Raw genomic sequence first — 21267 nt, 5'->3', positions numbered from 1 at the left:
CCACGCAGACCAAGAACCCGGCCCCGGCCGGGTTTTTTATTGCAATGCGAAACCGAGCATGCGGGAAAAACTGTCGCCAAGTTTTGACAAGCATTCTCATTAACATTAGTATCCGAGCCCAAGAGCAACTCCACACCACTTCGAGCCTGCCCATGTACGTTTGCCTCTGCCAGGGTGTTACCGACGGTCAAATCCGCGAAGCCATCTACGAAGGCTGCTGCAGCTATCGTGACGTGCGCGAGAGCCTCGGCGTGGGCACCCAGTGCGGCAAGTGCGCCTGCCTGGCCAAGCAGGTGGTACGCGAGACCCTGAGTGACGTGCAGAGCAGCCAGGCCGCCCTCGCCTGCAACGCCAGCTTCGTCGCCGCCTGATAGTCCCGAATACGAAAAAGCCGGACCTTGAGTCCGGCTTTTTTATGCCCGCAAGAAACACTCAGGCCTGCGGCACGCCGCTGTGGAAACGGAACTCCTGGTCTGGCGACTCGATCAGCTCGCGCTCGGTCTCACGCACTCGCTCGATGGTGCGCTCGACGTCACTCGCTTCACCGTACTGATAGGCCAGCTTGAGATAGCCCTGGTAATGGCGCGACTCGGACTTGAGCAGGCCGCCGTAGAACTTGCCCAGCTCCTCGTCCAGGTGCGGCACCAGCGCCTCGAAACGCTCGCAGCTGCGCGCCTCGATGAAAGCCCCCACCACCAGGGTATCGACCAGCTTCTGTGGCTCGTGGTTACGCACCTGCTTGCGCAGCCCGGAGGCATAGCGCGAGGCCGATACCGGACGCAGCTCGATGCGCCGCTTGCGCATGATGCGCAGCACCTGCTCGTGGTGCACCAGCTCCTCGCGGGCCAAGCGCGACATGAAGTTAACCAGGTCCAGCGCCTGGTTGTACTTGGCGATAAGCGCCATCGCCGTGGATGCTGCCTTGTACTCGTTGTTCTTGTGATCGATCAGCAGGGTTTCCTGATCGGCCAGAGCCGCCTCGACCCAGGCGGCGGGCGTCGGGCAGGCGAGAAAGTCATGGATATCTTGGGCGTTATTCACGGCGCGAATGCTGGCGGGCTGTAACTGGGCGGGCCATTATACGGATGAAGGCGTGCGGGGCCAGCGATGCCGTGATGCAGGTCAAGACCGCCACCAGCGGCCGCCTCTATAGTGGCTGCACTCAAGCACTCCAAGCACAGGGAAACGCTCATGCAAGCCATACGCAGTATTCTGGTAGTGATGGACCCGCAGCAATCCGAAGGGCTGGCGCTCAAACGCGCCAAGCTGATCGCCGGCGTCACCCAGTCGCATCTGCACCTGCTGGTCTGCGACAAGAAGGGCGACCACAGCGCCTACCTCGCCGATCAGCAGTCGGACCTGCTGCATGAGGGTTTCCAGGTCACCACCCAGCAGGCGTGGAATGAGGGCCTTTACCAGACCATCATCGCCGTGCAGCAAGCCGAGGGCTGCGGCCTGGTGATCAAGCAGCACGTGCCGGACAACCCGCTGAAGAAGGCCCTGCTCACTCCCGAGGACTGGAAACTGCTGCGCTACTGCCCAAGCCCGGTGCTGATGGTGAAGACCAGCACGCCCTGGACCGGCGGCATCATTCTCGCCGCCGTCGACGTCGGCAATGGCGACTCCGAGCACCGCACCCTGCACTCCGGCATCGTCAGCCACGGCTACGATATCGCCCGCCTGGCCAACGGCACCCTGCACGTGATCAGCGCCCACCCCTCGCCCATGCTCTCCGCCGCCGACCCGACCTTCCAGCTCAAGGAAACCATCGAGGCGCGCTATCGCGAGCAGTGCAAGGCATTCCAGGCCGAGTACGACGTCAGCGACGAGCGCCTGCACGTGGAAGAAGGCCCGGCCGACGTGCTGATCCCCTACACCGCGCAGAAGCTCGCCGCGGTGGTCACGGTGATCGGCACCGTGGCCCGCACCGGCCTGTCCGGCGCACTGATCGGCAATACCGCTGAGGTGGTACTGGACGCCTTGGAGAGCGATGTACTGGTGCTCAAGCCGGACGCCATCATCGCCCACCTCGAGGAGCTGGTCGCCCAGCGCTGAAGCAGCCCGGAAACGAAAAAGCCGCCCTCGGGCGGCTTTTTTCATGGCTCGACGCACATCAGACGCGGCTTTCCACGCCCTCGCGCAGGAAGCGCGGCGCTATGTAGCGCTCATAGTGCGCCTCGGACAGCAGGAAAAACTCGCGGTCGATGGCCTCACGCAGGGCCGGCAGCTCCCAGTCGCGAAACTCCGGCAACAGGGCCATGCCATAGGCGTCCAGACGGCTGATCAGGCGCGAGGCGCGGGCAATCAGCTGGTAGGCCCAGCAATATTCCGACTGCTCCGGCACGAAACGCACCTGGCGCTGCTCCAGCTGCGTGCGCAGGAGCGCGGGATCGAAGACTTCCACCTTGCCCTGCATCACCTGCACCAGCAGCACCTCCAGGCGTTTCCAGACGGCGCGCTTCTCGTCGTCGCTGTAGGCGTTCCAGTTCACCACCTCGTGGTGGAAGCGCTTGCAGCCGCGGCACACGTGGTCGCCATAGACGGTGGAGCAGAGACCGACGCAGGGAGTCTTGATGCGCTGATTGGACATAAGGAAGGCTAAAATAGGGCGCTGTGAAACAGGCGGCCCATGATAGCGGCTCGCCCCGGCAGGGTCACCATGACCCATCAGACCTTTGTCGACTTGCCGGGCAAGCGACGGGCAGTAGCCTAAGAGCCCGTTCGGATCAGGGTTTGCGCTTAACTTTGCCGTCCTGTTCCAGTAGAATCGGACCGCCTTTTTAGGCGCCGATGTCCGTCAGAAGCTGTTTTCAAAGCGTCACGAGCACAGTTGATCCGCCAGGAGCGTTGTTGGCGCCGGGCCCTCAGAGCCCAGCGCCAGCCCTCATCCCCTCTCGCTTCCTGCGGCGTAAAACTTTGAAAGCAGCTTCTAGTATGAGGCTGTCGACCCGCCGGCCAGTGCGCCCACAAAGCGCAGCGGCGCGACGTGCGACGGTTTTATGGATGAGCGTTGCGGGCTACCGCGACCACTGATGAGGGTAATGACTGTGCTTGAAGCCTATCGCAAACACGTAGAAGAGCGTGCCGCCCTGGGGATCGTGCCCCAGCCGCTGAACGCCGAGCAAACCGCAGGCCTGGTCGAGCTGCTGAAAAACCCGCCGGCCGGCGAAGAAGCCTTCCTCGTTGATCTAATCACCAACCGTGTTCCGCCAGGCGTGGACGAAGCTGCCTACGTCAAGGCCGGTTTCCTCTCCGCTGTCGCCAAGGGCGAAGCCACCTCCCCGCTGATCGACAAGAAGCGTGCCGTCGAACTGCTGGGCACCATGCAGGGCGGCTACAACATCGCCACCATGGTTGAGCTGCTGGACAGCGCCGAGCTGGCCGAAGTTGCCGCCGAGCAACTCAAGCACACCCTGCTGATGTTCGACGCCTTCCACGACGTCGCCGAGCGCGCCAAGAAGGGCAACGCCAACGCCAAGGCTGTCATGCAGTCCTGGGCCGATGGCGAGTGGTTCACCAAGCGCCCAGCCGTACCGGAAAAAGTTTCCCTGACCGTGTTCAAGGTCACCGGCGAAACCAACACCGACGACCTGTCGCCGGCTCCTGATGCCTGGTCCCGCCCGGACATCCCGCTGCACGCCCTGGCCATGCTGAAAATGGCCCGCGACGGCATCAACCCGGATCAACCGGGCTCCGTCGGCCCCATCAAGCAGATGGAAGAGCTGAAAGCCAAAGGCTTCCCGGTTGCCTATGTCGGTGACGTGGTCGGTACCGGTTCCTCGCGTAAGTCCGCCACCAACTCGGTGCTGTGGTTCTTCGGCGACGACATCCCGAACGTGCCGAACAAGCGCGCCGGTGGTTTCTGCTTCGGCACCAAGATCGCCCCGATCTTCTACAACACCATGGAAGACGCCGGTGCCCTGCCGATCGAGTTCGACTGCACCGACCTGGCCATGGGCGACGTCATCGACGTATACCCGATCAAAGGTGAAGTGCGCCGCAACGGCAGCGACGAGCTGGTCACCAGCTTCAGCCTGAAAACCGACGTGCTGCTGGACGAAGTCCGCGCCGGCGGCCGTATCCCGCTGATCGTCGGCCGTGGCCTGACCGAGAAGGCACGCGCCGAGCTGGGCCTGACTCCGTCCACCCTGTTCAAGAAGCCGGTTGCTCCGGCCGACAGCGGCAAGGGCTTCACCCTGGCCCAGAAGATGGTCGGTCGCGCCTGCGGCCTGCAGGAAGGCCAAGGCGTACGCCCGGGCACCTACTGCGAGCCGAAGATGACCACCGTCGGTTCCCAGGACACCACCGGCCCGATGACCCGCGACGAGCTGAAAGACCTGGCTTGCCTGGGCTTCTCCGCCGATCTGGTGATGCAGTCCTTCTGCCACACCGCGGCCTATCCGAAGCCGATCGACGTCAACACCCACCACACCCTGCCGGACTTCATCATGACCCGCGGCGGTGTGTCCCTGCGTCCGGGCGACGGCATCATCCACAGCTGGCTGAACCGCATGCTGCTGCCGGACACTGTCGGTACCGGTGGTGACTCGCACACCCGCTTCCCGCTGGGCATCTCCTTCCCGGCCGGTTCCGGCCTGGTGGCCTTCGCCGCTGCCACCGGCGTAATGCCGCTGGACATGCCGGAATCCGTACTGGTGCGCTTCAAGGGCAAGCTGCAACCGGGCATCACCCTGCGTGACCTGGTCCATGCCATCCCTTACTACGCCATCCAGGCTGGCCTGCTGACCGTCGAGAAGAAGGGCAAGAAGAACATCTTCTCCGGCCGCATCCTCGAGATCGAAGGTCTGAACGAGCTGACCGTCGAGCAAGCCTTCGAGCTGTCCGACGCCTCCGCCGAGCGTTCCGCTGCTGGTTGCACCATCAAGCTGCCGGAAAGCGCCATCTCCGAGTACCTGAAGTCGAACATCACCATGCTGCGCTGGATGATCGGCGAAGGCTACGGCGATGCCCGCACCATGGAGCGTCGCGCCCAAGCGATGGAAGCCTGGCTGGCCAACCCGCAACTGCTGGAAGCCGACAAGGACGCCGAGTACGCCGCCGTGATCGAGATCGATCTGGCCGACGTCAAGGAGCCGGTCCTGTGCGCCCCGAACGATCCGGACGACGCCCGCCTGCTGTCCAGCGTGCAAGGCCGCAAGATCGACGAAGTGTTCATCGGTTCCTGCATGACCAACATCGGTCACTTCCGCGCTGCCGGTAAGCTGCTGGACAAGGTCAAGGGCGGCATTCCGACCCGTCTGTGGCTGGCTCCGCCGACCAAGATGGACCAGCACCAGCTGACCGAGGAAGGCTACTACGGCATCTACGGCAAGGCCGGCGCCCGCATGGAAATGCCGGGCTGCTCGCTGTGCATGGGTAACCAGGCACGCGTGCAGACCGGTGCCACCGTGGTCTCCACCTCCACCCGTAACTTCCCGAACCGCCTGGGCGACGCCACTGACGTCTTCCTGGCCTCGGCTGAGCTGGCCGCCGTTTCCTCGATCATCGGCAAGCTGCCGACCGTCGAGGAGTACATGGCCTACGCGAAAGACATCGACAGCATGGCTGCCGACATCTACCGCTACCTGTCCTTCGACCAGATCGCCGAGTACCGCGACGCCGCGGCCAACGCGAAGATCCCGGTCGTTCAGGCCTAAGCTGCACAGCTGTAGAAAAAGCCCCGCCTAGTGCGGGGCTTTTTTTATGGAGCGAAACCGGACAAGCCGTGGTCCGAACTTCTGAAGCCCCTCGTGGGCAGCCCTTTCATAAGGAGTTCACCATGAAACCCTGGATTCTTGCCCTGCTCTGTGTATTCGGCCTCGCCGGCTGCGCCACCGACTATATCATCGCCACCACCGACGGCCAGATGCTCAGCGCCGAGGACAAGCCGGAGATCGACGATGAGACCGGCCTGATCACCTACGAGGATGCCGAAGGCAACGAACAGCAGATCCCGCAGAGCTCGGTGAAACAGATCATCGAGCGCTGATACGACTGCGATCCCACGCCGCCTTGCCAAGCGCGGCGGCGTGCGGATACTTGAGGTGACCCCACACAAGGAGCGCCTCATGAAGTACTGGATTCCCCTCCTGCTTTGCCTGACCGCCCTCTCCGGCTGCGCCAGCGAGCACCTGATCCTCACCACCGACGGCCAACTGCTCACCAGCGAAGATGAACCCGAGCTGGACGAGGACACCGGCATGTTCGAGTTCGAAGACAGCGAAGGGCGCAAGCAGCAGATCCCGCAAACCCAGGTCAAACAGATCATGGAGCGCTGAAAGCGCTGTCCGCCGTGCTGGCATATGCCTTGCTTAGGCCTATGTAGCAGAACTCTCTCCAACGGCGGAGTCAGTTCATAGACAATGGCGTCGTTTCTGGCCACCGCTCTACGGCGGCCTGGAGCGGCGCCTTTTTGTTCATTGGCGGAACAAGATATGACCGACAGCAGCAATCCCCGCAGCGACGCCCTGGCCTGGGTCGCCGGCAGCGACGCCCCGGAAAAGAGCGCACTGAATCTGGGCTTCATGGCCCTCACCGACTCCGCCTCGCTGATCGTGGCTGCCACCCAGGGCTTCGCCCAACCCTACGGACTGACGCTCAATCTGCAACGCCAGGCCTCCTGGGCCGGCCTGCGTGATCGCCTGCTGTGCGGCGAGCTGGATGCCGCGCAGATGCTCTACGGTCAGGTCTACGGCGTGCACCTCGGCCTCGGTGGTCCGCCCACCGAAATGGCCATCCTGATGGGGCTCAACCAGAACGGCCAGGCCATCAACCTGTCGCAACCGCTCAAGCAAGCGGGCGTGACCAGCGCCGATGCACTCGCTGCACGCGCGCGCCAGAATGGTGCAAAGCTCACCTTCGCCCAGACCTTTCCCACCGGCACCCATGCCATGTGGCTGTACTACTGGCTGGCCGCCCAGGGCATCCATCCGCTGGAAGACGTCAATACCGTGGTGGTGCCGCCCTCGCAGATGGTCGCCCACCTGCGCGCCGCACGCATCGACGGTTTCTGCGCCGGCGGCCCCTGGGGCGCCCTGGCGGTCGACGAGGATCAGGGCTTCACCCTGGCCACCAGCCAGAACATCTGGGCCGACCACCCGGAGAAGGTGCTGGGAGTGACCCGTGAATTCGTCGAGCAGTACCCCAACACCGCGCGCGCCCTGACCATGGCCGTGCTGGAGGCCAGCCGCTTCATCGACGAGAGCGAAGAAAATCGCCGCAGCACCGCCCAGCTGATCAGCAGCAGCGAATACGTCGACGCCCCGCTCTCCTCGATCCAGCCGCGGTTCCTCGGCCAGTACGAGGATGGCCTCGGCCACGCCTGGCTGGATGCCCACCCGCTGCGCTTCTTTGCCGGCGGCGAGGTGAACATGCCCTGGCTGTCCGACGGCATCTGGTTCCTTACCCAGTTCCGCCGCTGGGGCCTGCTCAAGGACGACCCGGACTACCTCGGCCTCGCCCGGCGCATCCATCAGCTGGATATCTACCGCAGCGCCGCCGAGGCCCTGGGCATCCACGTCCCCACAGAAGAAATGCGCCGCTCCACCCTGCTCGACGGCAGCACCTGGGACGGCAGCGATCCGAGCGGCTATGCCCGCTCCTTCGCCATCCACGCGCTCACCACCAGCTCCACCGCCATCGCCCTGTAACGGACCGAGACACAAGCACGATGCTACGCATACTCCTGATCAACGATACGCCGAAGAAGGTTGGCCGCCTGAAGAGCGCGCTGGTAGAGGCCGGCTTCGAGGTGGTCGACGAATCCGGCCTGACCATCGACCTGCCCGAACGGGTCGAGGCTGTGCGCCCGGATGTCGTGCTGATCGACACCGAGTCTCCCGGCCGCGACGTGATGGAGCAGGTGGTGCTGGTGACCCGCGACCAGCCGCGGCCGATCGTCATGTTCACCGACGAACACGACCCGCAGGTGATGCGCCAGGCCATCCAGTCCGGGGTCAGCGCCTACATAGTCGAGGGCATCCAGACCGATCGCCTGCAGCCGATCCTCGACGTGGCCATGGCCCGTTTCGAAAGCGACCAGGCCCTGCGCGCTCAGCTGCAGGCCCGCGACGAGCAGCTGGCCGAGCGCAAGCGCATCGAACTGGCCAAGGGCCTGCTGATGAAGATGAAGAGCTGCAACGAGGAAGACGCCTACACGCTGATGCGTCGCCAGGCCATGAGCCGCCAGCAGAAGCTGATCCAGGTGGCCGAGCAGATCATCGCGATGCACGACATGCTGGGTAACTGAAAGCCGGGCGGTACGACTGTACCGCCCGCCAGCGCAACTGTATCGGTCACTTCACAGACCTAACCATCACTGTTCCGCTCAACTCGGCGGGCGCCTGTATCTGCCGGAGCCTCGCGCCTCTCGGCTAGGGTAGAAAGCATCTTCCCTGTCGAGCACCGGTCATGAACGAACGCAACCTGCTGGCCGAGGCCGACCGCCGCGCCCTCGCCTATTTCGACGGCACGCCCGAGCGCCGGGTGTACCCGGACGCCGCCGCCATCGCCGCCCTCGCGGAATTTGATCGCCCCCTGCCGGAGAACGGCCGGGCAGCCGAGCAGGTACTGCAGCAACTCGACGACATCGGCTCGCCAGCCACGGTGGCGAGCAATGGCCCGCGCTACTTCGGCTTCGTCATCGGCGCCACTCTGCCGGCTGCTGCCGCGGCGGAACGCCTGGTCCTGGCCTGGGACCAGTGCGCCTCCTCCTTCGACAACTCGCCGGTCGCCGACCGCCTGGAGAAGGTTGCCGGGCGCTGGGTGTGCCAGGCCCTGGGCCTGCCGAGCGAGAGCGCCGTGGGCTTCGGCACCAGCGCTACCGCCTGTACCTTGGCCTGCCTGTCTGCTGCCCGACGCACACTGCTGGCCCGCCTGGGTTGGGACTTCGACGCCGACGGCCTGATGGGCGCCCCGGAAATCCGCGTGGTGCTCTCCGAGACCGCGCATATCACGGTGAAGAAGGCCCTGCGCGTGCTCGGCTTCGGCATGAACCGCCTGCACTATGCGCCGGTGGACCAGCACGGGCGCATCGACCCGGCACGCCTGCCGGCGCTGGACGAGCGCACCCTGCTGATCCTGCAGGCCGGCGAGGTCAATACCGGCGAATTCGACCGCTTCGCCGAGCTGATCCCCAGGGCCCGCGAAGCCGACGCCTGGGTTCATGTGGACGGCGCCTTCGGCCTGTGGGCCCGGGCCTCCTCCTCGGCGCAGCTGGCCGAGGGCGTGGAGCAGGCCGATAGCTGGACCACCGATGGCCACAAGTGGCTTAACACGCCCTACGACAGCGCCATGGCCATCTGCCGCGACGCCGATGCCCTGGCCGCCGCGATGAACAGTGACGCCGCCTACGCCACCGCAAGCCGCGATGCACAGAAAAACCTGACCCTGGAGTTCTCCCGGCGCGCCCGTGGCGTGGCGATCTGGGCGGCCCTGGCCAGCCTCGGCCGCGACGGTCTGCGCGAGCTGATCGACCGCCACATCCGCCAGGCCGGCGAGCTGGCCGAAACGCTGCGCGGTGGTGGCTACCAGGTGCTCAACCGCATGGTGCTCAACCAGGTGCTGGTACGCGGTGACACGGATGAGCAGACCGTGGCCATACGCGAGGCCGCCCAGGCCTCGGGCGAAGTCTGGTTCGGCCCCACCCTGTGGCAGGGTCGCCCGGCCTTCCGCCTGAGCCTGTCGTCCTGGCGCACCGGCGACGCCGAAGTGCGCCTGCTGGCCGACCTGCTGCTAAGACTGAAACGCCAACTGGGCTGACTGCACCGCTCATTTGCCCACGAACTGCTCTGGACAGCGGCGGGCCCAGCCCCTTATCTTCGCGCCAGGCCACACGCATGTGGCCTGCGTCGCTCGGACGGTTCCGGGCGCTTACGTACTCCGAGGAAAGCATGGCTGACAATGCCAAGCGCCGTTTTGCGCGCATCGATCGTCTCCCCCCCTACGTTTTCAATATCACTGCCGAACTGAAGATGGCCGCCCGCCGCCGTGGCGAGGACATCATCGACTTCAGCATGGGTAATCCGGACGGCGCCACTCCGCCGCACATCGTCGAGAAGCTGGTGCAGGTCGCCCAGCGCGAAGACACCCACGGCTACTCCACCTCCCGCGGTATTCCACGTCTGCGCCGCGCCATCTCGCGCTGGTACAAGGACCGCTATGACGTGGAGATCGACCCGGAAAGCGAGGCCATCGTCACCATCGGCTCCAAGGAAGGCCTGGCGCACCTGATGCTGGCCACCCTGGACCATGGCGACACCGTACTGGTGCCCAACCCCAGCTACCCGATCCACATCTACGGCGCGGTGATCGCCGGCGCCCAGGTGCGCTCGGTGCCGCTGGTGCCCGGCGTGGACTTCTTCGCCGAACTGGAGCGGGCCATCCGCGAGGCCATCCCGAAGCCGAAGATGATGATCCTCGGCTTCCCCTCCAACCCCACCGCGCAGTGCGTGGAGCTGGACTTCTTCGAACGCGTGGTGGCCCTGGCCAAGCAGTACGACGTACTGGTGGTCCACGACCTGGCCTATGCCGACATCGTCTACGACGGCTGGAAAGCCCCGTCGATCATGCAGGTGGAAGGCGCCAAGGACATCGCGGTGGAGTTCTTCACCCTGTCCAAGAGCTACAACATGGCCGGCTGGCGCATCGGCTTCATGGTCGGCAACCCGGAGCTGGTCGCCGCCCTGGCGCGGATCAAGAGCTACCACGACTACGGCACCTTCACCCCGCTGCAGGTGGCGGCCATCGCCGCTCTGGAAGGCGACCAGCAGTGCGTGCGCGATATCGCCGAGCAGTACCGCGAGCGCCGCAACATGCTGGTCAAGGGTCTGCACGAGGCAGGCTGGATGGTGGAGAAGCCCAAGGCCTCCATGTACATCTGGGCCAAGATCCCCGAGCCCTATGCCCACTTGGGTTCGCTGGAGTTCGCCAAGAAGCTGCTGCTGGAAGCCAAGGTCTGCGTCTCGCCGGGCCTGGGCTTCGGTGACTACGGCGACGACCACGTGCGCTTCGCCCTGATCGAGAACCAGGACCGTACCCGCCAGGCCATCCGTGGCATCAAGGCGATGTTCCGCGCAGACGGCCTGATCGAGGCGCCAGCGGCCAAGCCGAAGCGGGCAACCGGCAAGGCCAAGCCCGAATCGGCCTGAAAACGAAAGGCCCCGACACGAGTCGGGGCCTTTTCATATCAGCCTGTTCACCTCAGCCGGAGTAATCCAGCGCCGTCCAAGCCTGCGACAGGTCGCTGGCAATGCTGCAGTCAGGGCGCTCGCCCACCACTTCATCGGCATGCGCCAGGCGCGTCACCTCACCTTCGCCACCACGCTCGGTCAGCCACTGCAGGCGCCCGCAATTAGGCGTGTCGATCACATAGCTGGCAGAGATGCTGGAGTTCTGCCCCGGCAGCTTGACCACATCGAGCACCCTGCCGACCTCTTCCTCCACTCGCTTGCCGTCACGCACCAGCACGGCCCAGGCCTTGGCACCCTCGATCACCAGATAGGCACCCTTCGCCCTGGGTTGCTCCACCTGCGGCTGGGCGCAGCCCGCCAGCATGGCCAACAGCAGAATTGTCATCAGCTTGTGGTGCATATAGGCAGCTCCTGTTCCGACTTCGGTCTCGATGATCTCGACGGCACTTGAGCTGTACTATTATCCAGTAGTGTTTATTTGTACAGTGCTTTTCGCTGACTCTTTCGTGGCCATAGAACCCAAGGAGCCGATCATGCTGGACGTACTGCAGCTGAAGAACAAAGTGAACCAGATGCCACTGGAGCACATCCGCGCCACGATCGACGAGCTACGCTTGGAAGGCCTGGTCACCGGCAACCGGACGCCGTTCAAGCGCGTGCACTTCAATACCTGTTTCGCCGAGATCGAGGCACTGCTGCAACGCGGCGGCTACCACCGGCCGGTCGATGTGGTCGGCTACCAGGGCCAGGTCTACGCGCTGTTCGACCCCAGCCGCTGGGAGGCGGTAGAGGTGCTGCGCTGGCTCAAGGAATATGCCGAGGAGGCGCAGCGCCAGCGCGTGTGATCCGCCTGGGGACCGAACCAAAAGCGCTCACGGGTGCGCCGCAACGGCCACCCCACGGTGCAGCACCCCGCTCAGCCGGTACGCTCCAGCGACCGCTACCGGCATCTTTAATAACGATATAACACACTGATTTAAAACAAATATTTCCTCTAAATTACCCGTCGTATCAGCCAGCCTCCATCGCCAATCGAATCACTCGCAGAAAACTGGCAAGCCCCTTGCAATCGTCACCGTAGATTCCAGCGCAGCACACCAACGGCGGTGAGCCGCGGATCACGGACAACGGCGTCCGTCGGAGCTCCCTCCCCCATCGGGAGCTTCGACGTACGCCGTTTTTTATTGCCCATGACAAGGAACATTCCATGAGTGAGCGTGATTCGAAAAAAACGGTCGATAGCAGCCGCCGCAACTTCCTCAAGCAGTCCATCGCCATAGCCGGCACCGTGGGTGGCATCGCCGCCCTTGGCCTGTCCGCCCCGGGCTTCCTGCGCAGCGCGGCCTACGCCGCCGGCTCCGATGCCCCGGAGAAAGCCGCACTGAAGATCGGCTTCATCCCGCTGACCGACTGCGCCTCGGTGGTGGTCGCCGCCACCCAAGGCTTCGCCGCCAAGTACGGCCTGACCATCACCCCGAGCAAGGAAGCCTCCTGGGCTGGCGTGCGCGACAAGCTCAATACCGGCGAGCTGGATGCCTCCCACGTGCTGTACGGCATGATGTACAGCTCGCAGCTCGGCCTGGCCGGCCCGCAGAAGGACATGGCCGTGCTCATGGGCCTGAACCAGAACGGCCAGGCCATCACCCTCTCCAAGCAGCTCAAGGAAGCCGGCGTCACCACCGGCGAGCAACTGGCCGCGCACATCAAGAAGGGCGGCACGCCGCTGACCTTCGCCCAGACCTTCCCCACCGGCACCCACGCCATGTGGCTGTACTACTGGCTAGCCAGCCACGGCATCAACCCCTTCACCGACGTCAAGACCATCACCGTGCCGCCGCCGCAGATGGTGGCCAACATGCGCGTCGGCAACATGGACGGTTTCTGCGTCGGCGAGCCCTGGGGCGCGCGGGCGATCTTCGACAAGATCGGCTTCACCGCCACCACTACCCAACAGATCTGGGCCGACCACCCGGAGAAGGTGCTCGGCTGCTCCCGCGAATTCGTCGAGCAAAATCCCAATACCGCCCGCGCGCTGGTCATGGCCATCCTCGACGCCAGCCGCTTCATCGAGGCCAGCGCCGAGAACAAGAAGGCCACCGCCAAGCTGATTTCCGGCAAGGCCTACGTCAACGCGCCGGCCGAAGTGATCGAGCAGCGCTTCCTCGGCCACTACGAGGACGGCCTCGGCAACAGCTGGGAGGACCAGCACGCCATGGCCTTCTGCAAGGACGGCAGCGTCAACTTCCCCTACCACTCCGACGGCATGTGGTTCCTCACCCAGTTCAAGCGCTGGGGCCTGATCAAGGACGACCCGGACTACGCCGCCGTGGCCGCCGCGGTGAACCAGACCAAGCTCTACGCCGAGGCCGCCAGCGCCCTGGGCATAGCCGTGCCGAGCAGCCCGCTGCGCAGCAGCACGCTGATCGACGGCAAGGTCTGGGACGGCTCCAACCCGGCCGCCTACGCTGCCTCGTTCGCGATCAAAGCCTGAGTCGGAGGCCACCATGAACGCGCCCCTGAAAACTCCGCTGCAAACCGCTCCCGTCGCCTCGTCACGCCACCTGATAACGGCGCAGACGCTGGCCAACCTGGTCAAGGCGATCACCCCGCCACTGCTCGGCATCGCCCTGTTCATCGGCGTGTGGGCGCTGATCGCCGCACGCAGCGAGGGCCTGCCGGGCCCGCTGTCGACCTGGTACTCGGCGCTGGAGCTGTTCGCCGACCCGTTCTACGACAACGGCCCCAACGACATGGGCATCGGCTGGAACATCCTGCACTCGCTCGGCCGGGTCGGTGTCGGCTTCGGCCTGGCGGCGCTGATCGGCATTCCGCTGGGCTTCGCCATCGGCCGCTTCGCCTTCCTCGCCGGCATGCTCTCGCCGATCATCAGCCTGCTGCGCCCGGTATCACCGCTGGCCTGGCTGCCGATCGGCCTGCTGGTGTTCGAGGCTGCCGGCCCGGCCTCTATCTGGGTGATCTTCATCAGTTCGATCTGGCCGATCATCCTCAACACCGCCGCCGGCGTGGCCAGCGTGCCGCAGGACTATCTCAACGTCGCCCGCGTGCTCAAGCTGTCGGAGTTCAAGGTGCTGACCCGAATCCTGTTCCCCGCCGTGCTACCGCACCTGATGACCGGCATCCGACTGGCCATCGGCGTAGCCTGGCTGGTGATAGTCGCCGCGGAGATGCTCACCGGCGGCACCGGCCTGGGCTTCTGGGTGTGGGACGAGTGGAACAACCTCAACGTCGAACACATCCTCATCGCCATCATCATCGTTGGCCTGGTCGGCCTGGCCCTGGAGCAGGCGCTGCTCCTGCTGGCCAAGCGCTTCGACTACGCGAGCTAAGGAGACCGCCATGGACAAGTTCGTCGAGCTGACCAGCGTCAGCAAACACTTCGATACCAAGAAGGGCCGCTTCCAGGCCTTGGCCGACGTCAACCTGAGCATAGCCAAGGGCGAGTTCGTCTCGCTGATCGGCCACTCCGGCTGCGGCAAATCCACCGTGCTCAACCTGATCGCCGGCCTGCTGGAGGCCAGCGAGGGCGGGCTGATCTGCAACGGCCGTGAGATCGACGGCCCCGGCCCGGAGCGCGCCGTGGTGTTCCAGAACCACAGCCTGCTGCCCTGGATGACCTGCTTCGGCAACGTCCACCTGGCCGTGGAACGAGTGTTCGGTGGCAAGGAGAGCAAGGCCCTGCTCAAGGAGCGCACCAGCGCGGCGCTGGCCATGGTCGGCCTCGACCATGCCACGCACAAGCACCCCAACGAGATCTCCGGGGGCATGAAGCAGCGTGTCGGCATCGCCCGCGCGCTAGCCATGGAGCCCAAGGTGCTGCTGATGGACGAGCCGTTCGGCGCGCTGGACGCCCTGACCCGCGCCCACCTGCAGGACGAGCTGCTGCGCATCGTCGGCCAGACCCACAGCACCGTGGTGATGGTCACCCACGACGTGGATGAGGCGGTGCTGCTGTCCGATCGCATCGTGATGATGACCAACGGCCCGGCGGCGACCATCGGCGATATCGTGCGGGTCGAGCTGGATCGCCCACGCGACCGCCTGGCCCTGGCCAACGACAGTCGCTACCACGAGTACCGCACGGCGGTGCTGGAATTCCTCTACCAGCGCCAGCAACGCCCAGCCGCCTGAGCCCGGCAACCCGACGAGCCCGGCCACGTGCCGGGCTTTGTCGTTTCCACCCCTTCTCCGGGAGCGCGGCAGGGCCTAGGCTGGCGGCACAACGACAACAAGAGGAACCACCATGCTCTACAGCGTGTATATCGCCGCCATCCTGGCGCTGCTGCTGATCGCCCTGTCACTCAACATCTCGCGCCTGCGCATGCGCCACCAGGTGGCCTTCGGCGACGACGGCAAGCCGGACCTGATCAAAGCCGTGCGCGCCCATGGCAACAGCCTGGAACAGTCGGTGCTGTTCATCGTCCTGCTCTACCTGGGCGAGGCGACCGGCCAGATCGGCGGGCCGCTGACCGCCGCTCTCGGCTTCGCCTTCATCATGCTGCGCCTGCTCTACTGCACCGGCCTGTTCGCCCGCATCCTGCTGCTGCGCCAGGCCAGCCACGCGCTGACCATGCTGGTACTGCTGGCGGTCACGCTGCTCCTGCTGATCCCGCACTGAGGTCGGCATCGCGCCGCAGCCAGCCGTCGATACACTCGACCACGCTCTGCGGCGCACGCAACCAGGCGCTGTGCGGGTTCTCCTGCGGCGGTCGCGGTGAGGCCAGTTCCTGAAGCTGCGGTTCGACCTGGATCAGCGCCGCCAGGCCGCGAGTGGAAGCCGGCGGCGCGAAATGATCGCCCTCCATCTGCACGAACAGTGACTGCACCCGATTGCGCGCCACCGGCGCCAGGGCGAGCCCCAGGTGCAGGTAGCGGCCGCTGAAGGCCACACGCCCCCAATCGCGCATCAGCGTGCGCGCCTCCTGCCCGCCAAAGCCCAGCCGCCGTCCCGGGAGGTAGCCGAGCAGCGAGGCGATCGCCCCGAAAAGCAGCGCGACGCTTGGCGTCAGCAGGCGGCCCATGCCCTGCCAGTTGCGATAGTGGATGTTGCCGCAGGCCACCCCCACCACCGGCACCGGGCTGTCCGGATTGGCCGCCGCATACAGGGTGGCGATATGTCCGCCCAGGCTATGGCCGAGCAGCACCGGAGCGGCCTGGGGGAAATGCCGCCGGGCCAGCACCAGCAGCTTGGGCAGGAACTCCTCGACCAGCTGGCGATAGCCGTAATTGAAGCGCCAGCCGGGCCTTGGCTGGCTCTCGCCCTGCCCAGGCCAGTCGGCTACCAGCACGTTGTGCCCGGCCGCCACCAGGCGCTGGGCCAGGCCCTCGTACTTGCGTGCCGTAACGCCCAGCGCCGGCAGCACGATCAGGGTATGGGCGGCACCGGGCGCGGCGGAGTAGAAGGTGACGGGGCAGTGAAACTTGCCATCGGCGAACTGCACGGCATCGACCATGGCGCTTTCTCCTGGAGGTGTTGCGGCGAATCTAGAGCAAATACTCTATGAACACCATCCCGCCACGCAGGCAAAAAAAAGCCGCGAAAAATCGCGGCAGGAGAGGTTGTGTGGAGCAGCACCTGAATCTAGAGGCAATGATCTACCTCTCGTATGACAGGTGTATGACTCAATTCTGGCAGTTGATGAGGTGCCTCGAGCCGGCGCTGCAGGCGCTCGACGAACTGCTCGGCATCGGCATGGCGGCGAAAGGGAATGTCACAGCCGCCCAGCTTGACCAGCCAACCTTTGTTGCCGCTTTCAGTCACGGTGATTTCCATGCGTCTCCCTCCTTCAGAAAGTGAAACAGTCCGGCGAGCGTAGGCCACCCGGGTGTCACGACAAAGTCCGATTGCTTCTATGCAACCGCCATTCGGTTATGCCGGCCGCACCCTTCAGGCGCTGAGCCGCTCCCGCAGCCGGCCGAGCATGCCGAGCAGGCTGCCGACCTTCTCGCGCTCAGGCTGCGAGCGCGGCACATCGGCCATGCGCGTCACCACCTGCTCGGGTTGCGCGCGATACAGCAGCGCCTGCTCGGCAGCGGCGCGCAGGCCCTTGTCGAACATGCCCTTGCGCAGCGGCTTGGGCAGGTAGCGGAAGATCTGCGCCTCGTTGATCAATGCCAGCAGCGCCTGGGTATCGCGGAACGGCGTGACAACCAGGCTGAGCAGCCGTGGATGGGCCTGCGCCAGGGACTTGAGCAAGGGCGCGGTATCGGCGCCGCCCAGCTGCAGGTCGCTGACCAGCAGGTCGACGCGCTCCTCGTTGAGCTGGTGCAACGCCTCAGCCAGGGTCGCGGCCCGCAGCAACCGGTGCCCGCCCTCACTGCAGAAGGCACCGACGCACTCCAGGGTCAGCGGGTCCTGGTCGAGCAGCAGCAGGTTGAGCGCTTGCCCCGCGCTCGGGCGTGGTGCCGCTAGCGGAGCGGCCTGACGCTGGCGCAACGCGGCGATCTCGCCGGCCTGGCGCAGCGTCGCGGCCATTTCCTGCGGCTCCCAGGGCTTGGTCAGGTAGCGGAAGATGCCACCGCTGTTCAGTGCCTCGATGGCCGCGTCCAGGTCGGAATAGCCGGTGAGGAGGATGCGCACAGCATTGGGCTGCAGCTCCGCGGCCTGGGCCAGCAGCTCGGCGCCGCTCATGTGCGGCATGCGCTGGTCACTCACCACCACGTGCACCGGCTCGCTCCTAAGGCGCTCCACGGCGCGGCGCGGATCGCTCTCCACCAGCACCTCGTACTCGCGGCGGAACTGCATGGCAAGGCTGCGCAGGATGCGCTCCTCGTCGTCGACGAACATCACGCGGATCGGCTGGCTCATGCTCATGCACTCCTTTTCAGGTCGGTAGCCCGGCTGCACGGCAGGCTGATGAGGAAGCGCGTACCGCGCCCCGGCTCGGAGACCACGCGGATGTTGCCGCCGTGGTCCTGGATGATCTTGAAGCTGATGGACAGGCCCAGCCCGGTGCCCTGGCCCACCGGCTTGGTGGTGTAGAACGGGTCGAAGATGCGCTCGAGCACCGCCGGTGGCATGCCGCAGCCGTTGTCCTGTACCGAAATCAGCACCTGGTCGTTCTCGCTCCAGCTCTTCACCTGGATACGGCCGAAACCGTCCATGGCCTGGGCGGCGTTGGTCAGCAGGTTGAGCAGCACCTGGTTGATCTGCGAGGGCGCGCAGGCGATGCGTGGCAGTTCGCCAAGCTGCTGCTGTACCTCGGCCTTGTCCTTGATGCTGTTGCGGGCGATCACCAGCGCGCTGCGGATGCAGTCATTGAGGTCGACCTCCTCGCTCATCGCCCGGTCCAGGCGGGCGAAGTCCTTGAGCCCGATCACCAGCTCGCCGATCTGCTGCAGCCCGTAACCGGTGTCGGCGAACAGCTGCTCGAGGTCGTCGGCCAGCAGCTCTGGCGCCGCCTGTTCACGCAGCCGCGCGGCGTCCTGCAGGGCCTGCGCCAGGTCGTCCTCGGCGCAGGCCGGGTCCGCCAGGCAGTCGCCCAGCGCGGCCTGGGCGTCGGCCAGCTCCAGTAGCGGCCGGGTCAGCTCGCGCAGCAGCTGCACGTTGTTCTTCACGTAGCCCAGCGGGGTGTTCAGCTCGTGGGCAACGCCGGCGACCATCTGCCCGAGCGAAGCCATCTTCTCCGACTGCACCAACTGCGCCTGGGACTCCTTGAGGTCCACCAACGCCTTGCGCAGCACGCGATTGCGCTGTGCCACCCGGTGTTCCATGGCCTTGAGCAGGTCGAGCACGGTGCCCAGGCCCTGATAGCGTCCCTGCGCATCCACCAGGATGAAATCGTCACGGATCGGCGATTGCAGCTGCGCGGTGATCTGCCGCGCAGCCTCCTCCAGGCTGGTCTCCAGGCTCACCACCAGCGGCGCCGGGTTCATCACCTCGCCAACCGGCTTACGCCCCCAGAGATCGCGGCCGAAGCGCTGCATGAAGATGTCCTGCAGGGTCGAGCGGCTGACCAGCCCCAGCGGGCGATTCTCGGCGTCCACCACCGGCAGCGAGAGAACGGCCTTGTGCTCCGGGCGCAGCAGGCGATCGGCGACATCGCTGATGCTCACCTGTGCCTGCAGTGGCTCAACCCGCCGTAGCAGTTGGTCGAGTGCGGGAACGACTTCCATTGAACAACTCCCGAGCGATCGAATGGGCGGCATTCAAACAGTCCCAGGTTGCTGGCGTGTGACAGCGATCACCCGTCGTAGAGCGGCCGCCACAGGAACTGCAACATTTCGCCGCGTTTGAACTGACAGCTCCCGTCCGGGTCGCTATGGTGAAGGCCTGACAACAATGGAGAACGCCATGCCCTGGTATGCCTGGCTGATCATCGCCCTGGCCCTCGGCTCCATCGTCGGCAGCCTGATGCTGCTGCGCGACAGCGCCCGCAAGCTGCCGCTGACCGAGGAGCAACTCAAACGCATCCACGAGCGCAACGCCGAAGCGGATGCCAAGGACGCCGAAGACCGCTGAACCCCGCGCCGACGCCCACGCGCGGCTACCGCCACAAGGATGTTGCATGCCGCCGCTGCACCTGCGTCTACTCCTGCCCACGCTCGCTCTCGGCCTGGGCGTGGCCTTCGGCTACGTCGACTGGCTCGGGCTGACGCTGACCGCCCTCTACCTGGCCTGGGTGCTATTTACCGAAGACCATCTGCCGCGCTGGCTATGGTGGGGCGGCGGGCTGCTGGGCGGCATTGCCCTGGCCGCTCACCTGATGCCGGGCTTCCAGCCGACACCGCTATGGCCAGCGCGGCAGCTGAGCCCCGGCGCGACGCCCTACGCGCTGCGCCTGTCCTGGGACAAGCTGCTCCTGGGGCTGATCCTACTGGCCTGGTGGCTCGGTCGCCTGCCACTACCAGCCCGCCGCCCTGGCGCTGCCCTCCTCGTAGGCGTGGCCACGCTTGTAGCCGTGCCGTTGCTGGCGTTGAGCCTCGGCCTGGTCGGCTGGCAGCCGAAATGGCCGCAGCAGCTGTGGTTGTGGCTGGCAGTGAATCTGGGCGTGGCGGTGCTGGCCGAGGAATTGCTGTTCCGCGCCTGGTTGCAGGAGGCGCTGGTGGTGAGGCTGGGCGCCGCGGGAGGAATAGTGCTGACCGCCCTGCTGTTCGGCGCCGCGCATATCCCGTTCAGCCCGCTGTTTGCCGTGGTGGCCACGGTAGCGGGCCTGGGTTATGGCCTGGTGTTCCACCTCAGCGGCCGGCTGTGGCCGGCGCTGTTGCTGCACGGCGCGGTCAATGCCCTACACGTGCTGCTACTGAGCTACCCGCTACGTTCGGCCTGACGTCGATGCCATAAGGCATGAAGATGCGCTGCAACTCGCCGTTGTCGCGCAGCTGCTGCATGGCCTTGCGGAAATCCTCGGCGCTGATCGGCGCCTGCGGACTGAGGATGGCGTAGTGCCGATAGCGCTGGTCTTCCCAGTCCGAGATCAGCAACTGCTGACGCAGCTGCGGCTGCTCACGCATACGCGCGCCCAGCCAGGAGCGGGTGATCGGCGCCACGTCGGCACGCCCGCGCAGCACCAGCTTGAGGTTGCTCTCGTGGGAATAGGTGAGCACCGCGTTGAAGTTGTCTTCGAGCCACTTGGGATCGTTGTTGAACCCGGCGAAGCCGTAGTGGTAACCGTTGAACAGCGCCAGGCGCTTGTTCATCAGGTTGTCGAAATAGTGCTGGTCACGCCCGGCCTCGGCGCGGGCCACCAGTACCTCGGCGTCCTCCAGGCCCATGTCGACACGCGCACCGGCTATGCCCTGCCAGTTCCAGTCGGGGTTCTCGAAGACGGCGACATGAATGCGCGCCTGGCGGAAGTCGTCGAAGCGGCGGTTGAGCGAAGTGGCGCGCAGGCCAAAGCGGTGCTGACTCTGCACCTTGTTCAGCGCGTCCACCAGTTCGCCGAGCAGGCCGCGTCGCGGATCCTCCTCCGGCTTGATCACGTAAGGTGGAAAATGCACCGCAGCGATCAGAACCTCATCTGCCGCGTGCGCCCCCGAGCCAAACAACATGGCGAGCATCAGCAGTGGTGCGCCAAGCAATCCTTGTCGACGCCGATACATTATTGACCTCATGGACAAC

Annotated in this window: 24 protein-coding genes; 16 read left to right on the top strand and 8 right to left on the bottom strand. The window is 65.4% G+C overall.

Features of this window, described 5'->3' with window-relative positions; translation table 11 throughout:
• Positions 1 to 152 precede the first annotated feature (152 nt).
• Positions 153 to 371: a bacterioferritin-associated ferredoxin gene (locus tag PTT45_RS07915; RefSeq protein WP_273812536.1), complete on the top strand. Its 219-nt coding sequence runs from the start codon at positions 153 to 155 to the stop codon at positions 369 to 371.
• Between the two features lie 61 nt (positions 372 to 432).
• Here PTT45_RS07915 and PTT45_RS07910 read toward each other — a convergent pair whose 3' ends face one another.
• Entirely contained in the window at positions 433 to 1041 is a 609-nt protein-coding gene (locus tag PTT45_RS07910; RefSeq protein WP_273812535.1) for a tRNA-(ms[2]io[6]A)-hydroxylase, read from the bottom strand.
• Positions 1042 to 1191: 150 nt separating this feature from the next.
• On the opposite strand from PTT45_RS07910, the gene PTT45_RS07905 reads away from it, so the two are divergent.
• Positions 1192 to 2055 (top strand): universal stress protein, encoded by an 864-nt coding sequence (locus tag PTT45_RS07905; RefSeq protein WP_273812534.1) that lies wholly within the window; start codon positions 1192 to 1194, stop codon positions 2053 to 2055.
• A 58-nt stretch (positions 2056 to 2113) separates the two neighbouring features.
• On the opposite strand, the gene PTT45_RS07900 is transcribed toward PTT45_RS07905, so the two are convergent.
• Positions 2114 to 2590, bottom strand: coding sequence for a DUF1289 domain-containing protein (locus PTT45_RS07900; RefSeq protein ID WP_273812532.1), 477 nt, complete (start codon positions 2588 to 2590; stop codon positions 2114 to 2116).
• Between the two features lie 457 nt (positions 2591 to 3047).
• Here PTT45_RS07900 and acnB point away from each other — a divergent pair, with 457 nt between their 5' ends.
• The 7 genes from acnB (at position 3048) to alaC (ending at position 11147) form a co-directional block, all read left to right on the top strand.
• Entirely contained in the window at positions 3048 to 5657 is a 2610-nt protein-coding gene (acnB, locus tag PTT45_RS07895; protein ID WP_273812799.1) for a bifunctional aconitate hydratase 2/2-methylisocitrate dehydratase, read from the top strand.
• A gap of 122 nt (positions 5658 to 5779) precedes the next feature.
• The gene (locus PTT45_RS07890; protein ID WP_273812531.1) at positions 5780 to 5989 is read left to right on the top strand and encodes a YgdI/YgdR family lipoprotein; all 210 of its coding nucleotides are present in this window, start codon (positions 5780 to 5782) and stop codon (positions 5987 to 5989) included.
• Between the two features lie 79 nt (positions 5990 to 6068).
• A complete protein-coding gene (locus PTT45_RS07885; RefSeq protein ID WP_273812530.1) occupies positions 6069 to 6278 on the top strand; it encodes a YgdI/YgdR family lipoprotein in 210 nt (69 codons plus the stop codon).
• Between the two features lie 156 nt (positions 6279 to 6434).
• The gene (locus PTT45_RS07880) at positions 6435 to 7649 is read left to right on the top strand and encodes a CmpA/NrtA family ABC transporter substrate-binding protein (RefSeq protein ID WP_273812529.1); all 1215 of its coding nucleotides are present in this window, start codon (positions 6435 to 6437) and stop codon (positions 7647 to 7649) included.
• A gap of 20 nt (positions 7650 to 7669) precedes the next feature.
• Positions 7670 to 8248: an ANTAR domain-containing response regulator gene (locus PTT45_RS07875; protein ID WP_273812528.1), complete on the top strand. Its 579-nt coding sequence runs from the start codon at positions 7670 to 7672 to the stop codon at positions 8246 to 8248.
• Between the two features lie 161 nt (positions 8249 to 8409).
• A complete protein-coding gene (locus PTT45_RS07870) occupies positions 8410 to 9759 on the top strand; it encodes a pyridoxal phosphate-dependent decarboxylase family protein (RefSeq protein WP_273812527.1) in 1350 nt (449 codons plus the stop codon).
• A gap of 131 nt (positions 9760 to 9890) precedes the next feature.
• Positions 9891 to 11147 (top strand): alanine transaminase, encoded by a 1257-nt coding sequence (gene alaC / locus PTT45_RS07865; RefSeq protein WP_043310174.1) that lies wholly within the window; start codon positions 9891 to 9893, stop codon positions 11145 to 11147.
• 52 nt (positions 11148 to 11199) lie between these two features.
• On the opposite strand, the gene PTT45_RS07860 is transcribed toward alaC, so the two are convergent.
• Positions 11200 to 11589, bottom strand: a complete 390-nt coding sequence (locus PTT45_RS07860; RefSeq protein WP_273812526.1) for a hypothetical protein — start codon at positions 11587 to 11589, stop codon at positions 11200 to 11202.
• Between the two features lie 133 nt (positions 11590 to 11722).
• On the opposite strand from PTT45_RS07860, the gene PTT45_RS07855 reads away from it, so the two are divergent.
• The 5 genes from PTT45_RS07855 (at position 11723) to PTT45_RS07835 (ending at position 15825) form a co-directional block, all read left to right on the top strand.
• Entirely contained in the window at positions 11723 to 12034 is a 312-nt protein-coding gene (locus PTT45_RS07855; RefSeq protein ID WP_273812525.1) for a transcriptional regulator, read from the top strand.
• 362 nt (positions 12035 to 12396) lie between these two features.
• The gene (locus PTT45_RS07850; RefSeq protein WP_273812524.1) at positions 12397 to 13680 is read left to right on the top strand and encodes a CmpA/NrtA family ABC transporter substrate-binding protein; all 1284 of its coding nucleotides are present in this window, start codon (positions 12397 to 12399) and stop codon (positions 13678 to 13680) included.
• Between the two features lie 13 nt (positions 13681 to 13693).
• Positions 13694 to 14536 carry a nitrate ABC transporter permease gene (gene ntrB, locus PTT45_RS07845; protein ID WP_273812522.1) on the top strand — a complete coding sequence of 281 codons (843 nt, stop codon included), beginning with the start codon at positions 13694 to 13696 and terminating at the stop codon, positions 14534 to 14536.
• A 10-nt stretch (positions 14537 to 14546) separates the two neighbouring features.
• Positions 14547 to 15338: an ABC transporter ATP-binding protein gene (locus tag PTT45_RS07840; RefSeq protein WP_273812521.1), complete on the top strand. Its 792-nt coding sequence runs from the start codon at positions 14547 to 14549 to the stop codon at positions 15336 to 15338.
• A 112-nt stretch (positions 15339 to 15450) separates the two neighbouring features.
• On the top strand, positions 15451 to 15825 hold the full coding sequence (locus PTT45_RS07835; protein WP_273812520.1) for an MAPEG family protein: 375 nt from the start codon (positions 15451 to 15453) through the stop codon (positions 15823 to 15825).
• On the opposite strand, the gene PTT45_RS07830 is transcribed toward PTT45_RS07835, so the two are convergent.
• From PTT45_RS07830 to PTT45_RS07815, 4 genes are all read right to left on the bottom strand, one after another.
• Positions 15797 to 16660 carry an alpha/beta fold hydrolase gene (locus PTT45_RS07830; protein WP_273812519.1) on the bottom strand — a complete coding sequence of 288 codons (864 nt, stop codon included), beginning with the start codon at positions 16658 to 16660 and terminating at the stop codon, positions 15797 to 15799. The two genes, PTT45_RS07835 and PTT45_RS07830, sit on opposite strands and share 29 nt — an antisense overlap.
• A gap of 128 nt (positions 16661 to 16788) precedes the next feature.
• The gene (locus tag PTT45_RS07825) at positions 16789 to 16980 is read right to left on the bottom strand and encodes a hypothetical protein (protein ID WP_273812518.1); all 192 of its coding nucleotides are present in this window, start codon (positions 16978 to 16980) and stop codon (positions 16789 to 16791) included.
• A 114-nt stretch (positions 16981 to 17094) separates the two neighbouring features.
• On the bottom strand, positions 17095 to 18015 hold the full coding sequence (locus tag PTT45_RS07820; RefSeq protein ID WP_443218158.1) for a response regulator: 921 nt from the start codon (positions 18013 to 18015) through the stop codon (positions 17095 to 17097).
• Positions 18016 to 18017: 2 nt separating this feature from the next.
• Positions 18018 to 19322, bottom strand: a complete 1305-nt coding sequence (locus PTT45_RS07815; RefSeq protein WP_273812515.1) for an ATP-binding protein — start codon at positions 19320 to 19322, stop codon at positions 18018 to 18020.
• 178 nt (positions 19323 to 19500) lie between these two features.
• On the opposite strand from PTT45_RS07815, the gene PTT45_RS07810 reads away from it, so the two are divergent.
• Positions 19501 to 19668 (top strand): DUF2897 family protein, encoded by a 168-nt coding sequence (locus tag PTT45_RS07810; RefSeq protein ID WP_081963249.1) that lies wholly within the window; start codon positions 19501 to 19503, stop codon positions 19666 to 19668.
• Between the two features lie 46 nt (positions 19669 to 19714).
• Positions 19715 to 20476: a CPBP family intramembrane glutamic endopeptidase gene (locus PTT45_RS07805; RefSeq protein WP_273812514.1), complete on the top strand. Its 762-nt coding sequence runs from the start codon at positions 19715 to 19717 to the stop codon at positions 20474 to 20476.
• On the opposite strand, the gene PTT45_RS07800 is transcribed toward PTT45_RS07805, so the two are convergent.
• On the bottom strand, positions 20427 to 21248 hold the full coding sequence (locus PTT45_RS07800) for an amino acid ABC transporter substrate-binding protein (RefSeq protein ID WP_273812513.1): 822 nt from the start codon (positions 21246 to 21248) through the stop codon (positions 20427 to 20429). The genes PTT45_RS07805 and PTT45_RS07800 overlap by 50 nt on opposite strands.
• Positions 21249 to 21267: the final 19 nt, after the last annotated feature.

This window comes from Pseudomonas sp. Gutcm_11s, from assembly GCF_028649395.1.
Classification (GTDB): domain Bacteria; phylum Pseudomonadota; class Gammaproteobacteria; order Pseudomonadales; family Pseudomonadaceae; genus Aquipseudomonas.
Note: the sequence above shows the minus strand (reverse complement) of the source record. Positions and strands in the feature narration are given on the sequence as shown.

Coding starts and splice junctions, on each gene's coding strand:
- ntrB (WP_273812522.1), top strand. CDS start 13,694: ATGAACGCGCCCCTGAAAACTCCGCTGCAAACCGCTCCCGTCGCCTCG.
- PTT45_RS07820 (WP_443218158.1), bottom strand. CDS start 18,015: ATGAGCCAGCCGATCCGCGTGATGTTCGTCGACGACGAGGAGCGCATC.
- PTT45_RS07805 (WP_273812514.1), top strand. CDS start 19,715: ATGCCGCCGCTGCACCTGCGTCTACTCCTGCCCACGCTCGCTCTCGGC.
- PTT45_RS07905 (WP_273812534.1), top strand. CDS start 1,192: ATGCAAGCCATACGCAGTATTCTGGTAGTGATGGACCCGCAGCAATCC.
- PTT45_RS07810 (WP_081963249.1), top strand. CDS start 19,501: ATGCCCTGGTATGCCTGGCTGATCATCGCCCTGGCCCTCGGCTCCATC.
- PTT45_RS07800 (WP_273812513.1), bottom strand. CDS start 21,248: ATGTATCGGCGTCGACAAGGATTGCTTGGCGCACCACTGCTGATGCTC.
- PTT45_RS07915 (WP_273812536.1), top strand. CDS start 153: ATGTACGTTTGCCTCTGCCAGGGTGTTACCGACGGTCAAATCCGCGAA.
- PTT45_RS07860 (WP_273812526.1), bottom strand. CDS start 11,589: ATGCACCACAAGCTGATGACAATTCTGCTGTTGGCCATGCTGGCGGGC.
- PTT45_RS07875 (WP_273812528.1), top strand. CDS start 7,670: ATGCTACGCATACTCCTGATCAACGATACGCCGAAGAAGGTTGGCCGC.
- PTT45_RS07830 (WP_273812519.1), bottom strand. CDS start 16,660: ATGGTCGATGCCGTGCAGTTCGCCGATGGCAAGTTTCACTGCCCCGTC.
- PTT45_RS07855 (WP_273812525.1), top strand. CDS start 11,723: ATGCTGGACGTACTGCAGCTGAAGAACAAAGTGAACCAGATGCCACTG.
- PTT45_RS07840 (WP_273812521.1), top strand. CDS start 14,547: ATGGACAAGTTCGTCGAGCTGACCAGCGTCAGCAAACACTTCGATACC.
- PTT45_RS07825 (WP_273812518.1), bottom strand. CDS start 16,980: ATGGAAATCACCGTGACTGAAAGCGGCAACAAAGGTTGGCTGGTCAAG.
- PTT45_RS07900 (WP_273812532.1), bottom strand. CDS start 2,590: ATGTCCAATCAGCGCATCAAGACTCCCTGCGTCGGTCTCTGCTCCACC.
- PTT45_RS07870 (WP_273812527.1), top strand. CDS start 8,410: ATGAACGAACGCAACCTGCTGGCCGAGGCCGACCGCCGCGCCCTCGCC.
- PTT45_RS07815 (WP_273812515.1), bottom strand. CDS start 19,322: ATGGAAGTCGTTCCCGCACTCGACCAACTGCTACGGCGGGTTGAGCCA.
- PTT45_RS07835 (WP_273812520.1), top strand. CDS start 15,451: ATGCTCTACAGCGTGTATATCGCCGCCATCCTGGCGCTGCTGCTGATC.
- PTT45_RS07890 (WP_273812531.1), top strand. CDS start 5,780: ATGAAACCCTGGATTCTTGCCCTGCTCTGTGTATTCGGCCTCGCCGGC.
- PTT45_RS07880 (WP_273812529.1), top strand. CDS start 6,435: ATGACCGACAGCAGCAATCCCCGCAGCGACGCCCTGGCCTGGGTCGCC.
- alaC (WP_043310174.1), top strand. CDS start 9,891: ATGGCTGACAATGCCAAGCGCCGTTTTGCGCGCATCGATCGTCTCCCC.
- PTT45_RS07850 (WP_273812524.1), top strand. CDS start 12,397: ATGAGTGAGCGTGATTCGAAAAAAACGGTCGATAGCAGCCGCCGCAAC.
- PTT45_RS07885 (WP_273812530.1), top strand. CDS start 6,069: ATGAAGTACTGGATTCCCCTCCTGCTTTGCCTGACCGCCCTCTCCGGC.